Origin of the sequence: Edaphovirga cremea (genome assembly GCF_003332275.1) — a bacterium.
Lineage (GTDB): Bacteria > Pseudomonadota > Gammaproteobacteria > Enterobacterales > Enterobacteriaceae > Edaphovirga > Edaphovirga cremea.
This window is the reverse complement of sequence record NZ_QOVA01000007.1, coordinates 187,285-200,246: the sequence shown is the minus strand read 5'-3', so window position 1 is coordinate 200,246 and position 12,962 is coordinate 187,285. Positions and strand designations below refer to the sequence as shown.

Annotated in this window: 11 protein-coding genes; 1 reads left to right on the top strand and 10 read right to left on the bottom strand. The window is 55.3% G+C overall.

Annotated elements, in window-relative coordinates; genetic code table 11:
• The first annotated feature begins 70 nt into the window (after positions 1-70).
• Positions 71-463, top strand: coding sequence for an ASCH domain-containing protein (locus tag DRI82_RS12405; protein ID WP_114194063.1), 393 nt, complete (start codon positions 71-73; stop codon positions 461-463).
• Positions 464-568: 105 nt separating this feature from the next.
• Here DRI82_RS12405 and DRI82_RS12400 read toward each other — a convergent pair whose 3' ends face one another.
• The 10 genes from DRI82_RS12400 to yebS all read right to left on the bottom strand — a co-directional run bounded on the left by DRI82_RS12400 (position 569) and on the right by yebS (position 12,944).
• Entirely contained in the window at positions 569-811 is a 243-nt protein-coding gene (locus DRI82_RS12400; RefSeq protein ID WP_114194061.1) for a DUF1480 family protein, read from the bottom strand.
• Between the two features lie 188 nt (positions 812-999).
• Complete coding sequence (locus DRI82_RS12395) at positions 1,000-1,986, bottom strand: Csu type fimbrial protein (RefSeq protein WP_114194059.1); 987 nt, start codon at positions 1,984-1,986, stop codon at positions 1,000-1,002.
• Positions 1,987-2,028: 42 nt separating this feature from the next.
• A complete protein-coding gene (locus DRI82_RS12390; RefSeq protein WP_425452655.1) occupies positions 2,029-4,491 on the bottom strand; it encodes a fimbria/pilus outer membrane usher protein in 2,463 nt (820 codons plus the stop codon).
• A 64-nt stretch (positions 4,492-4,555) separates the two neighbouring features.
• Positions 4,556-5,329 (bottom strand): fimbrial biogenesis chaperone, encoded by a 774-nt coding sequence (locus DRI82_RS12385; RefSeq protein ID WP_114194057.1) that lies wholly within the window; start codon positions 5,327-5,329, stop codon positions 4,556-4,558.
• Between the two features lie 26 nt (positions 5,330-5,355).
• On the bottom strand, positions 5,356-5,883 hold the full coding sequence (locus DRI82_RS12380) for a Csu type fimbrial protein (protein ID WP_245956825.1): 528 nt from the start codon (positions 5,881-5,883) through the stop codon (positions 5,356-5,358).
• 91 nt (positions 5,884-5,974) lie between these two features.
• On the bottom strand, positions 5,975-6,451 hold the full coding sequence (locus DRI82_RS12375) for a Csu type fimbrial protein (protein WP_425452656.1): 477 nt from the start codon (positions 6,449-6,451) through the stop codon (positions 5,975-5,977).
• Between the two features lie 72 nt (positions 6,452-6,523).
• A complete protein-coding gene (locus tag DRI82_RS12370) occupies positions 6,524-7,051 on the bottom strand; it encodes a Csu type fimbrial protein (RefSeq protein WP_114194051.1) in 528 nt (175 codons plus the stop codon).
• A 494-nt stretch (positions 7,052-7,545) separates the two neighbouring features.
• The gene (gene rsmF, locus DRI82_RS12365) at positions 7,546-8,994 is read right to left on the bottom strand and encodes a 16S rRNA (cytosine(1407)-C(5))-methyltransferase RsmF (RefSeq protein ID WP_114194049.1); all 1,449 of its coding nucleotides are present in this window, start codon (positions 8,992-8,994) and stop codon (positions 7,546-7,548) included.
• Between the two features lie 103 nt (positions 8,995-9,097).
• A complete protein-coding gene (locus DRI82_RS12360) occupies positions 9,098-11,728 on the bottom strand; it encodes a PqiB family protein (RefSeq protein WP_114194047.1) in 2,631 nt (876 codons plus the stop codon).
• A complete protein-coding gene (gene yebS, locus DRI82_RS12355; protein WP_114194045.1) occupies positions 11,697-12,944 on the bottom strand; it encodes a membrane integrity lipid transport subunit YebS in 1,248 nt (415 codons plus the stop codon). Before yebS ends, DRI82_RS12360 begins: the two co-directional genes overlap by 32 nt.
• Between the last annotated feature and the right edge of the window lie 18 nt (positions 12,945-12,962).

Genomic DNA, 12,962 nt, shown 5'->3' with positions numbered 1-12,962 from the left:
TAGACAGTGATGATTTTTTTGTTGCGCGACCGGCCAACGGCGCGCAATACAGAATTTTTAAGGTGAGAAAATGGCTAAGCAGATTCCAGAAAAATACCAACAGGCTGAAAAGTGGGTCTTTGCCGATACCGAAGCCCTGGCGGATGAACTGGCAAAACTGATTGTTGCGGGTACCAAGACCGCAACCTGTTCGATGCTCGATGAAGACGGCATCCCTCAGGTCGGTGATGTATTTGTGGTCGTGGACGGGCGAAGTGAGCCTGTGTGCGCCGTGGAGCTGACCTCAACGGATGTTGTACCCTTCAATCAGGTTGATGAAAAACATGCTTTTGAAGAGGGTGAGGGCGATCGTTCGTTGGCTTACTGGCGCAAAGAGCATCAGCGCTTTTTTGAAAGCTATGATCTCTTTTCACCGGAAATGACGTTGATTCTGATGAAATTCAAATTGATCGAAACGTTCTGAATGGCAGGGGCGTGACGCCCGTCAGCGCAGCAGGACAACCGATCTGTGGCTGACGGGGTTGAAAATACCGGGATTTATGTGGCTTAGCCCTAATGGGATAGGCTCTTATTCGAGCCGCATAATCCAGGCATCCTCGCCTTTATCGTAATGTTGCTTGTAGAGAATGGAATGCCTGCCATCAAGGATCGCGGGAATACTGGTTTTTTCATCCCACCCATCCAACTGCATACACAGACCCGCATCGGATTTACATGGAATGCGCAAAGTATCGCCTCCCTTGGCATCGGGTTTGGATAATTGTGCATCGTAAATCTCAAAACTGCCTATCCTGACTGTTGATTTCCCCATACGTGCTCCTTGTTTTGGCCGGCTGAAGGAGGTATGACCAGTTATTGGTCATGATAATGAGCCTAGTTCAAGATATTAAAATTTCCAAAATAATATTTCTGCGAGCTCACAGAGTAAATTTCTATAAATCCGCTTGATTCTATTCCTACCGCGCCACCCACTATTTACCGCAGTGTCCCGCCTTGCTTCTAGTACTCGATAACAAAACTGATACTGTCCTGATAAGTCCCGACCGGAACTGCGGCCTGCGCTGGATTAACCGTCGCCGTATAAGAGAGACTCTGGCTCAAACCCGTTGCCGATCCACCCTGTTTATTATTGACATCCCAAACCGTTGTCGTATTGGGCACGTAAATCTGATACTGCAAATAGTTGCTGGTGGCACCGCTGCGCATGCGCCGCCAACCGCCAGAAGCGTTGTTTCCCGCCGTAAAATAGGTTTTATAGCCTTCCGTCTTGGTGCAGGTCAGCGTGATGCTCTGGGTCACCGGATTGAACTGTTCCACCAGGGCTTTACTGCCGAAGTTGACGTTGGGAACCGAATTCAGCGCGCAGTCTTTGGTGATGATTGCCGTCACGGTGACCGCCGAACTTCCTGTGCCGCTCCAGTTGCTGAGGCACAGCACCAGCGCGCCCGTGCGGCAAATAAAGTACTGCCAGGTGAGGTTAATGGTGTCCGTGTAGGTTCCCGCCCGCACGTTGGCACCGGCGGTGGTTTGGATATACAGCGGCACGTTGGCAGAGGTCGACTGGAAGATCAGTGACAGCAGATTCAGCCCGCCGTAGTCGATAGTTTGACTGGTGGTGTAGGGATATTGGTAGTTGGCATCCGGGTAGATGAGATAGGAAATGCTGTCGCCCGACCCGTCCTGATTGGTAAGTTTCATGCCATTGGCGGTGGACTGAATGGTGGCTTTGATCGTATTGGCGGTCAGCAGCGCCAGACTCACGCCGCTGCATGACATACCCGCGGTGCCCTGCGCGCGGAACTGGCTGTTATAGGCGGTGAACGAACTCTGCGTGCCCAGATTGACGGTGCCGTTGGTGAAGGTGCAATCTGCCAACGCATCGGTACTGAACAGCAAACTGAGCAATAAACTGTATAACAGCCCGGCGATGACTATCCATCGCTTGGCACCCTGCGTCAGGGCACGGGTTAGGGGGCAACGCCACATAGCTGAATTCCTTCTGTCTTCAAAGTCTTCAAAGTGCAGTCTTCAGGGTACGCAAACCAACGGGCCGACATTCTGCCTGCCCTGCGGATGGGCCAATACGAACTGCGCATGGCAACGGCTCCCGTCGTCGGCTCGGGTCACCGTGAGGCGATTCTCTTTGCTGACCTGTTCCAGCCAAGCAATACCATCCCAGCCGACATAACTGGTTTGATCGCTGCTGTTGACGGTGACCGGACTGCCTTTGGGCAATGGCGTTCCCTGACCATCGACCAGAATTACCGTCGCCGATGACAACTGTTTCACCGGGAATTCGACCAGCAGGCCGCTGTTCTGCCGAATGGCAAGGGTACGCTCGACGGTCGGCGTATTGACATCGGCAGGCAGATTCAGCGGATCAATTTCAAACTTGGCGTGGTAATAGGACGTCACTGTCGGCACCAGCAAATAGCCACGGGAGTCGGTTTTGCCGATAAGCTGATTTTCATAAGAGACCGGGATATCGGCGTAGCCGTTGGTGGAGATGAGCGCGAACGCATCATTCACCTGATTGGTGGCGTAGAGATGGCTGTCCATGACCACCAGCGAACCAGTCAACTCGCCCCAGCGGGTGTAATTGCCTTGTCCGCCGTAAACGCCGCCACGCGTTTCGAATGCCGGTGCGCGCCAGATGACATCCGCCTGCTGATATTCACTGCCCGGATCGCGGCCATCGGCGTAAGCCAGATTCCAGCCCAATCCGCCGTCGGTGGGCGCGGCCCGGCTGTAGGTGGCGCGCTGCGTCCAGTTATTGTCGGTGTCTTGGCTGGCGCTGAGACTGGTGGTTCCCCAGTTTGCGAAAGGTATGCTCAGCATCAATTGCGCGCTGTAGCCGTCACCGCCAATTTCCCGGTTCATGGCGGCGTAGAAACTGATATTGCGCCACAGCGATTTACTGTAGGTGAGGTTGATCAGTTGCGTGCGGGTGCCCACACCGTCGCGCACGTCGAAATACCCCGAACCCAGTGTACCATAGTCGCCCAATCCGACGCTGCCGGTCAGTTGATCGCTGCGGCGGCTCAGGCGGTAGTTGGTTTTGTAGTTCGATAAATCAGCGTAATCGTCGCTGCGCAAGATCCGTTGCGCGCTGATGCTGAATAGCCGGTTACTGTAGGTGTAACCCGTTGCCGTTTGATCGCCGTTTCCGCCTTTCGGTGGGACATTGTTGTCCAGCGGTTCGGGCGGCGTCGCGCTGCCAAAAGGGTCTGCCGGGTTGTAGGTTTTCATGAGCGAAGTGGAGGCATCAAACGCGTCGTCTTGCGAGTAGCTTCCGCTCAAGGCGGCGTTCAGTACGCCATACTCGCCGAGGCGTAAACCCACGCCAGCACCGGTCACCGCCAGGCTGGGCGCGCCTTCCGCCCGGCCTTCCAGCGTCAGCCAGTCGGTGATGCCGTGGCGGATAATACCGCTGCCAGCCAATTGACCGTAATTGGCAGAACTGATGCCGTAATCCTGGCGCAATGCGCCGATCGAAACGCTGTAGTCGGTCAGACCGGGGCGCAGCAGTTCACTGGCTACGTAGAAAGGCACCGTTGTGCTGACCTGTCGACCGAGGGCGTCGGTCGTCACGACGGTCGCTTGCCCTGAGCCATTGATGAACGGAATACTGTCGAGGGTAAAAGGGCCGGGATTGACGTTATTGCTGCTGGTTTTAAAGCTGTTGATGTACAGGTCAACGGTGCTGGGTACGGCGGCCTGTCCGACGAACTGCGGCAAAGGATAGGTGATCAAGTCCGGGCGGGTCGCGAAATTCCTTGAGAGCTGTATTCCGCCCACTCTGACTGAACTCGACCAGGGCAGCGAACCGGTGATTAAATCCCCGGCGGTATAACGCATCATCGTGCGGTCATCGTTGTACAGCCATTGGGTATCGTAACGGATATAGCGATTTTCCTCGTCAATGTCGCCGCTGTTGCCGATCTCCCGGCGATAGACGCCGCTATTGTTCAGTGCGCCGTAGCTGCCGAACAGGCGTTGTTCGGTCCATGACGAGACATACCCTGTCTGCTGCGAATGCGGCGTATTGTTGGCGTAGACGTCATAGTTGAACAGAAATCCCAGACTGCTCTGGGCGGGGAGAAAATCGCCGGGGCGCAGGGTGTTAAAATGCTGTTCAGGTAGCCAATCGCCGGGCAGGGAGATCATTAACTGCTGGCTTTCACCGTTATAGCTGACGTCCAGTTTATCAATCTGATCGACGGCGACGGGCTTATCGCCCGGTTGGCGCAGAGGCACACCGGCGGCAATCAACTGATCGGGCGTGAGGTAGTAATGCCCACCGCGAAAAGCCACCGGCAGGACATTGCCCGAAGGTTTGCCATTGATGACCAGTTCAAGGTAGAGCAGGGTATCCGGCATACTGGCAGCGGTGGGCGGCGGTGGCAATCCGTCGGCCAGTGCCAGATTGGCATTCAGTACGCCCAGCACCATGGCCGCGCGTAACGGCGTCAGTATCCGGCAGCCATTCATGCAGCTAATCTGGCGATGTAAGATAAAAAGTAAGATAAATAGCGCATCGGGCTATCAGCTCCGTTTATCTTGCGTTAATCACCATCGGTTTAGGCTGATCGTTAACCGTCGCTTGCAGCTGTGTTCCGCCGCCTTGCGGTGCCGGGAAGGTCATCTGTGCGCCGGGAAGGACATAACCCAGCAATCCGTCATTGAGCGTAGTGTGCTGCGCGCCATTTACCCATGAAACCTTCGACAGCCGCGCATGCACCTTGCCCTGATTAGCGATGGTGACCCCGCGCTGACCCTGCTGATTAACCGTGCGGAAACTCAGTTGCGGCAGCGAGGCCGTCGCCATGTCGCGTGGGTGTTCGTAATTCTGCCGGGTCCAGACACCTTCGCCGGTGACAAACAGGGGAACCGAGTAACGCATCTGGAATTTCAGGCCCATGTCGATGTTTTGCGTGGTTTTATTTTCGTCTGCCCGCGGAATTTCATCCACCAGAATGCGATAGGCGCGCTCCTGACCTGCCGGGACGGGGAGGGTTTTGACCAGACGAATCAGTTGCCGCTTGCCGGGATCAATGGTGGCAACCGGTGGGCTGGCGATAATTTCGCTCTGGCTGTGGTAGTTGTCCTCGCCGTTTTGCTGTTGCCAGCCCAACACCCGAATCTGCATATAGACCGGTTTGCTGTCTTTATTTTCCAGCCACAGTGCGCTGGCCTGATCGGCTGCCTCGATAACCGGATCGATGGGCCAGATAAGGATTGAGGCGGCGGCTGTGGACTGGGCAGAGTACAGGGAACAGAAGGCGGGCAGCAGGGCAAGCGCCAAAACAGCGTAGGGGTGCATCTTCATTAAAGCTATCCTTATTACAATGACAATCAATAAGTTACGGTCAGCAGCACACTATCGGTGTAGTTTCCTGCGCTGGGCAGGGTGCTGCTGGCAAGCAAACGGGCATAAATCTTATATTCCTGAACCGCGCCGGTGGACGAGAACACCTGACTACTGCCGCCGTTGGTTCCATCTCCCCAAACCGTGGCATGCGCGGCGTCCTGAAAGAGTTGGTAGGTGAGCGTTTCCGTACCGCTGGCTTTCAGCAACTTACGCCCGGAAGAGACACTCCCCGTGACGTTATTCCCGCTACCCAAAGCCAGCGTGACGCTGACACCCGGTGTACATTTGATTACCACGGAACCGGCATTTTGCGTGGAGGCCACGTCCACCGGCGCATCCAATGAGGACACATTGCCGAAACTCAGCGTACCTAGGCTGGTAACATCCGTGGCTCCCGAGCCGAGGGTGCATCCCTTGACAATGCTGGCGTTGACGGTGAACGCCTGCGACTTCGACAAGTCGTCTACCCCGGTATCCGCCACGGCGTTTTGCAGCAGTGCAGCCAAAGACATTCCGGCTATAATCTGTGCCGCCGTGTGCCGGCAAGCTGTAACACGCCTGAAGGTTCGATCCGCACACGTCATGGATGGCTATTCCTTCATGTCACCAACTGACCGTCACCTGTACCGTGTCGCTGTAATTTCCAGCCGACGGCGTCGCCTGTTGCGCAACCAATCCATACACCGGCAGCCAGACGGTTTGGCCGCTACCGGTGCCGCTGATTCCTGTCTGGTTATCCCAAATCGTGTTATACGCAGCACTGGTATACAGGTTGTAATTGATGTGCTGCGACGTTGGGCCACCGGACAGATAACGGGCGCTGGTATTGCCACTTTGCCCCCCGCCAAGCAACACCCGCCAGGCCGTGCCGTTGTTGCATTTAATCTGGATCGCCCCGGCGTTTTGCTGGCCGGTAACGGTCACCGCCTTGCTGAGAAAATAGACGGTGCCAAAATTCAGCGTACCGAAACTGGTGACGCCCGCATTGGAGGTGCCGGCCACGCAGGAGGAGACCAGCGTGGCGCTGACGCCAAGGGTGGCCGTTTTGCTATCGGCATGGCTGTGGGTGCTGACAATCATCAGCAATACCCACAGTTCCGATACCCGGCTTTTCCTTATCCCCATCAATCAGAGCCCCTGAATGCCACACCATCACCAGGTGACGGTCATGGTTACCGTGTCCGCATAAGCACCCGCCGCCGGGGTGGTCTGCGCAGGCACGCGGCCATAAACAATCAGATCCACCGGGGTGCCAGCACCGGTTGCGGCCAACGGTGTGCCTGCCGCCCATGCCGTGGCGCGGGGCGCATCCTGAAAGAGGTTATAATTGATGAATGCCCCTGCAGGGCCCATCATTCGCCGCTGTGCGCCACTTGCATGCAAGCCATTATCCAGGCTGACGGTGTACGCCGTTCCTGTGGTACACACCATTTGCATATTGCCGGTACTGGCTCCTGTGGATTGGGAGTCAATGATGTTACTGAGCGAGGAATACTGGCCAAAACTCAGATTTCCAAATTGGTTCACTGCACCCGTATAGTCGCCGCCAGTCAGTTCGCAACCATTACCGATAGTCAGTGACACATTCAAATTTCCTTGAACGGTCCCGGCGAAAAGCGGTGTTGCGGTGATCGACATCATCAACGTCAAGCAAGCCAGCACGAGTCGTATTTTCTTCATAGCCTGTTCCTTAAACTGAAAATGGGCCGCATCAGTGGTTGAACTACAGATATCTAAAGTTGAACTACAGATGTCTAAAAATGGCAGCTTCCGCGAGTAAGCATTAATATTTTTAAACAAATTAATTATTAGAATACATTCATGGATATTTCCTGTTTAAATCCAAAAAAAGACATCAGGCTCACGAATTACTCTTTTTTGACCTATTAGCTGGCAATTAAGGGATTTTTTGCTAAAGCCAGTACTGACTCGGAGGGATCTGGACAATTGCTGGTTTTTTTCGCGGGAGTGTGCCGCAAAGTGGAACGTAATTTTTTGGAAAATATAAATTACTCTTACTTGTTTTGCTGGGGGATTTTAAGCGTGGGGAAAGTTATCAATGGAAATATTTGAGAAATGAAAGGGGCTATAACGAAAAATGGTAGATCCGCCGTGTCAGCAGGATCCGCCATCATTGAGGCTTGCATGGGAGCATTATTCAGAATCGATCGCTCTCAGCGATCGCCAGCGGGCGACAGTGCCGCACCGTCGCGTACCAATTCGCGCGGCAGGTTATTCTTGATGCGGCTGCCAATGCGTTTCGCCATGCCTATTGGCCGCTGTAAATAACACACCAGCATTTCATCATGCTCAGGCGTCTGTTCGGGATAGAGATCGCGCCCCATAAACCACTCTTGCGCCAGTTCTGGTGTCAAAGCCGTCGCGCGGATATGTGCCGGATCGGCCAGGGCGATCACTGCTTCATGCTGCCAGCGATAGCCTTTGGGAAAACGTTCTGCCAGTTTGATGCCAATGCGCGAGAAGCGCACCTTGCCGAGCAGGGGTTGCAATTCTTTTGGGAATAACCAGATTTCTTTATCCCGCCACCAGAGTTGCAACGTCTCATCCCAGCTGAGTCCAGCGGTTTGGGCGGCTTGGGTGACCGCATCGCGTTCTTTCCCCGGCAGGCGTTCAAACGGAAATTTACCGACCTTGTAACCCGGTGCAGGTAAAGGCGCAATGGATGCGGTCTTGCGCAAGCGGGCGACAAAAAAGCCCTCGCTGTCATAGATCTGCGGGAATACGTGCAGGAAACCTTCGGGCGTGCTGGCAAGTTCGGCACCGGTGAACAAATCATTCAGCCGTTCAATTTCAACCGCGCCGGGATATTGCGCCAACAGCCACTGACACACGTCCTGATTCTCTTGGCGATTCAGCGTACAGGTCGAATAGACCATTACGCCACCGGGTTTCAGCGCATGGAATGCGCTGTCAATCAACTCACGCTGTGTGGCGGCAATCGAGCCAATACTTTCTTGCGACCAGTTGCTCATGGCGTCGGGATCTTTACGCACCACGCCTTCGCCGGAACATGGGGCATCGAGCAGAATGGCGTCGAAGCACTCTGGCAGCGCGGCACCAAATACCCGGCCATCGAAATGGGTCAGCGCCGTATTGCTGACACCACAGCGGCTGATGTTGGCATGCAGCACTTTCACCCGGCTGGCAGAGTACTCATTGGCGACGATACCGCCCTGATTGCGCATCATCGCCGCGATTTGCGTCGTTTTCGAGCCAGGTGCTGCGGCGACATCCAATACCCGTGAAGGGCGCTCTGCCTGTGTGAACAGGGCGGTGACCGGCAGCATCGAACTGGCTTCCTGGAGGTAATACAGACCGCTGAGATGCTCAAGGGTATTGCCCAGTCTCAACGTCTCTTCATCGTCGCGATTAATCCAGAAGCCATCTTTGCACCAAGGAATAGGGTCGAGTTGCCAGTGATAAGGGGCCATCAATGACAAAAACTCATCAACGTCGATTTTCAGCGTATTCACCCGCAGGCTGGCGCGCAAGGGGCGTTGGCAGGCTTGGATGAATCCATCCATATCAAGATGAGCGGGCATGATATCGCGCGTTGCCGCAAGGAAGGCGGGCGGTAAAAAAGCTGAGGCATGTTTGGCCACGGGAGGGGATCTCAATGCGAATTCAAATCAGTGGGCGAGTTTATCATAAAATGGCCGTAAGCCGTAAAGGTGGGGAGCCGGAGACGCTCCCCGCCGTGTCAAATCAGTTACGTGGGATCGCGGTGCCCCAATCTTTCCAATCCTTTGGCGCTTCGCTATTGAGCAGGAAGTGCTTGCCGGGGGACGAAGGCGGTGCCAGAGGCGTCGTCGGTGGCGTGGCGAAGGCAATACCGCCGCGAATGAATTGTTGGAAGGTGCCGCTCTTGACTACGCCGCCGGTCAGGCCGAACTCCAGATTATAGCCGGACGCCAGCCAGAACACCGAGTTGTTGCGCACCAGATGCTGGAACTTCTTGCTGATGCGCAGCGTGACGTGCACCCGATCGGACATGGCACCCAGATAGAAACCGGTCACCGTGCCGACTTCGATACCCCGGTAGAGTACCGGCGTGCCAATCTGTAGCGATCCGGTTTCGGGTGCATCCATCACAATGCCCAGACCGTCTATATAGCGCGAATCGGTGATGGTGGATTCCTGCAATTCAAAATTACGCGAGACGTGGCCGCTTCCGGCTTCAACGTTGATATAGGGCTGGAGCAGGGTGTCGAGATTATTGACCCCGGCCGCAGAAATTTCCGGTGAGACAATGGAGAAGCGCGTGCCTGCCCGGGCAAAAGTCTGGACATATTCCGGATAGAGGACCGCTTTCGCCTGCACCTGATTTTTATTGTCCGCCAGTTTCAACGACTCGACCTGACCGATATCGATACCCAGATAACGGATTGGCATACCCGCCGCCAGTTTACTGGCGTCATAGGTGACGAGCGTTATTTGGCTGCCGACGGCGCGCGCGGCGGTTTCCGCGGCGTAAAGCACGCGTTTGCTGCCTTTGGTCAGCGTGACCCCTTCCAGATTATCGAAGCTGATCGCCCCTTTCAGGGCGCGGTTGAGCGGCGAAGCCTGTACCGTCAGGCCATTGGCGTTGAGTTGAACTTTTGCACCGCCTTCAGCCCAGAAAATACTCTTTTCAGTCAATAATTTGCGATATTCAGGCTGAATATAGACGTCAACCTCAAACTCGTTGGTCTTTGGCCGTACATCGACAATTTCACCCACCTCGAATTTACGGTAGAGCACCACCGAGCCGGTCTGTACATCCGGCAGGCTTTGCGCGGTCAGGGTCAAGGTTGGCGCAGGGGTATTGCCCTGAATGCCTTCGCGGGCCTTGTCCTGATCGCTGTAGAGCGGATAACGACTGGCGGGTTCGCCTTTGCCCCCCGGAATAATGCGCACGCCACCGTCAATCCACTCCTGCGCGCTGGCCCCCACGACCTGGAGCCCGTCAATGCCCAGTTTCACATCAACCCGGCTATTAACCACAAACTTGCTGTCTTTGTGCAGCAGATGGCGGTATTGCGCTTTGATCGCCGCATTGAACAAAATGCCGTCATCGGTCAGGGCGCGATCCAGAATTTGCCCAATGGCGATGCCATGCAGGGTAATCGGCTGCCCGACGTCAATGCCATAGGATTGCGATGCCAGCAGTTGCAAGGTGAGAACGCCCGGCTCTTGCAGCAATTTTTTACTGCTGTCGAGGACCACAAAATGGTTCTGCGATTCGCCTTCGCCGGGGATGAGTTCAAGCGTATTCCCGGTGAGCAGTTCGCTGAGTTTCGCGCCGCTCAGGCTGATCTTGGGGCTGTTCATCTCAATGCGCGTGCCGGTGCGCATCAGATCCACCACCGACGGATCGATAGTGAGTTCGCCCGTCACCTTGCCATCAGGTTGCAGGGTGATTTTAGTCAGCGTCCCAACCTGCAAGCCCTGATAGATCAGCGGCGTGTGGTTTTCGCTGAGGCTATTTCCATTGGGCAGGTCGAGGGTGATCGCCACGCCGCGCTGGCTGTGCGCCAAATCCGGATACAGGGTGAAGGATTGCTCCGGTTCCGCTTTCTTGCCGTGGATGGGGGAATCAAACGCGATGGCGCCATTGACCAGCGCCGCCAGACTCTCCATCTCAACCGTTGCGCCCTGCAGGCTGAAATCGCCCTTGAACCCCGAGACATTCCAGAAGCGGCTGTTGCTTTTGACCAGTTCAGCAAAACGGCGGTCGATCAGTACATCAATGGTGACGCCGTTATTACCCGCCTCAATGTCATAGTCATAGACTTTGCCGACCGGGATTTTACGGTAATAGACCAGTGAACCGGTATTCAGCGACCCCAGATCGCTGGCGTGCAGATGGATCATCAGTTCACCGGTATTCAGCCGGAATTTAGGCTGGGTATCCAGTGCGGTGAAGTGGGTTTGCGGTTCGCCAGTGCCTGGCATCATGCCGATATAGTTGCCGCCAACCAGCGCATCAAGGCCGGAGACCCCCGCCAGCGAGGCCTTGGGCGTCACCAGCCAGAATTGGGTTCCTTCGCGCAATGAATCTTCCAGATCGCTTTTAATGCTGACGTCGACCAGGATGCTGCGCAGATCTTTGTTCAGTCGGATGGACTGAACGGTGCCGACTTCCACGCCCTGATAGCGCACGGGCGTGCGTCCCGCCACAATGCCTGCGGCAGACTGGAATTCAATCGTGACTGTCGTGCCGCGCTCCTGAAAATTGCCGTAGAGCAACCAGCCTGCAATCAGCAAAGCGATGAAAGGCAGTAACCAGAAAGGTGAAATCCGGCGTTTATTTTTCACCCGCGCCTCAGTCGGTGTATTCGGCGTTTCCTGTTGCATGTGCATCCCAAATCAAGCGGCTATCCAGCCAGTGTACGGCAAGAAGAGTCAGAATTACCGCAGCGCCAAAATAGAACGCCGCCGGACCCATGGTAAATGACAAGAGCTGGTCACGGTTCACCAGCGACATCATCAATGAAATAACAAATAAATCGAGCATCGACCAGCGGCCAATCCAGGTGATTACCCGCAGCAGACGGATTCGCGTTTTCAGGCTGTGCTGCGTTTTGAAATGGATGCTCAACAGTAACGTCAGCAGCACAATCACTTTGGTGAAGGGCACCAGCACACTGGCAATAAAAACAATGGCCGCGATAGGCATGTTCCCGGAACTGGCCAGTGAAACCACGCCGGAGAAAATCGTATCTTCCATGCGCTGTCCGTTGGCGTAGATCACCGAGATCGGCAATAAATTGGCGGGCAACAACAGCACGGTCGAGGCAATCAGCGCTGCCCAGGTTTTTTGCAGGCTTTGGCGGCGTCGTGGCCTGATCACGACGTGGCAGCGCGGGCAACGGCCACGCGCATCGGCATGGCCGGTAAAGTTGCAGGAGAGGCAGAGCTGGAGAGTTGAGGGCGGCCCTTTGGCTTTGGGCTGCGGGTAGAAGCGCTGCCACAGTTGTTCAACGTTGATGTGAATCAGCGTCAGCGTTGCCAGCACCGTGACCGCCAGATAGGCCACGAGTGCCATGCCAACGTTGATGTCGGCATATTCTTTGACTTTGATACAGGCAACGGCCATACCAATCAGGTAAATATCGAGCATGACCCACTCTTTCAACCGGTCAAGCATCAGCAGCACCGGTTTCAGGTTCATGCCCAATCGCTCGCCCAGATAAAGATAGAGAATCGAACCCGCGAGGGTGACGGGCGCGCCAATCGTGCAGAAGGCGACCATACTGGCGGTGATGGGATGACCTTGCTGCGTCATCTGCCAGATACCTTCCATCAGGTTGGCGTCAATTCTGGTGCCCAGCAGGCGGATGCTGATCAGCGGCTGGAAGAACGCAAAGGGCATCAACAGCAGCATCGCCACGGCGAGTGAAGTGAGGCGGGTCAGCGACCATTCGTGACCTTTCTCCACCTGGGCGTTGCAGCGTGGGCAATAGGCACTCTGACGGTTTAATAACTCAGGCAGGATGAAAAGTGTGTCACACTCGTTACAGCGTTGATAACGAGGTTGTGGCAAAGGGCCTGAGAGAGTTCTTATTTTCATAATCCCGGAGTTCGCCGA

Coding starts and splice junctions, on each gene's coding strand:
- DRI82_RS12370 (WP_114194051.1), bottom strand. CDS start 7,051: ATGAAGAAAATACGACTCGTGCTGGCTTGCTTGACGTTGATGATGTCG.
- DRI82_RS12390 (WP_425452655.1), bottom strand. CDS start 4,491: ATGAATGGCTGCCGGATACTGACGCCGTTACGCGCGGCCATGGTGCTG.
- DRI82_RS12405 (WP_114194063.1), top strand. CDS start 71: ATGGCTAAGCAGATTCCAGAAAAATACCAACAGGCTGAAAAGTGGGTC.
- DRI82_RS12385 (WP_114194057.1), bottom strand. CDS start 5,329: ATGAAGATGCACCCCTACGCTGTTTTGGCGCTTGCCCTGCTGCCCGCC.
- DRI82_RS12380 (WP_245956825.1), bottom strand. CDS start 5,883: ATGTCTTTGGCTGCACTGCTGCAAAACGCCGTGGCGGATACCGGGGTA.
- DRI82_RS12400 (WP_114194061.1), bottom strand. CDS start 811: ATGGGGAAATCAACAGTCAGGATAGGCAGTTTTGAGATTTACGATGCA.
- yebS (WP_114194045.1), bottom strand. CDS start 12,944: ATGAAAATAAGAACTCTCTCAGGCCCTTTGCCACAACCTCGTTATCAA.
- DRI82_RS12360 (WP_114194047.1), bottom strand. CDS start 11,728: ATGCAACAGGAAACGCCGAATACACCGACTGAGGCGCGGGTGAAAAAT.
- DRI82_RS12375 (WP_425452656.1), bottom strand. CDS start 6,451: ATGATTGTCAGCACCCACAGCCATGCCGATAGCAAAACGGCCACCCTT.
- DRI82_RS12395 (WP_114194059.1), bottom strand. CDS start 1,986: ATGTGGCGTTGCCCCCTAACCCGTGCCCTGACGCAGGGTGCCAAGCGA.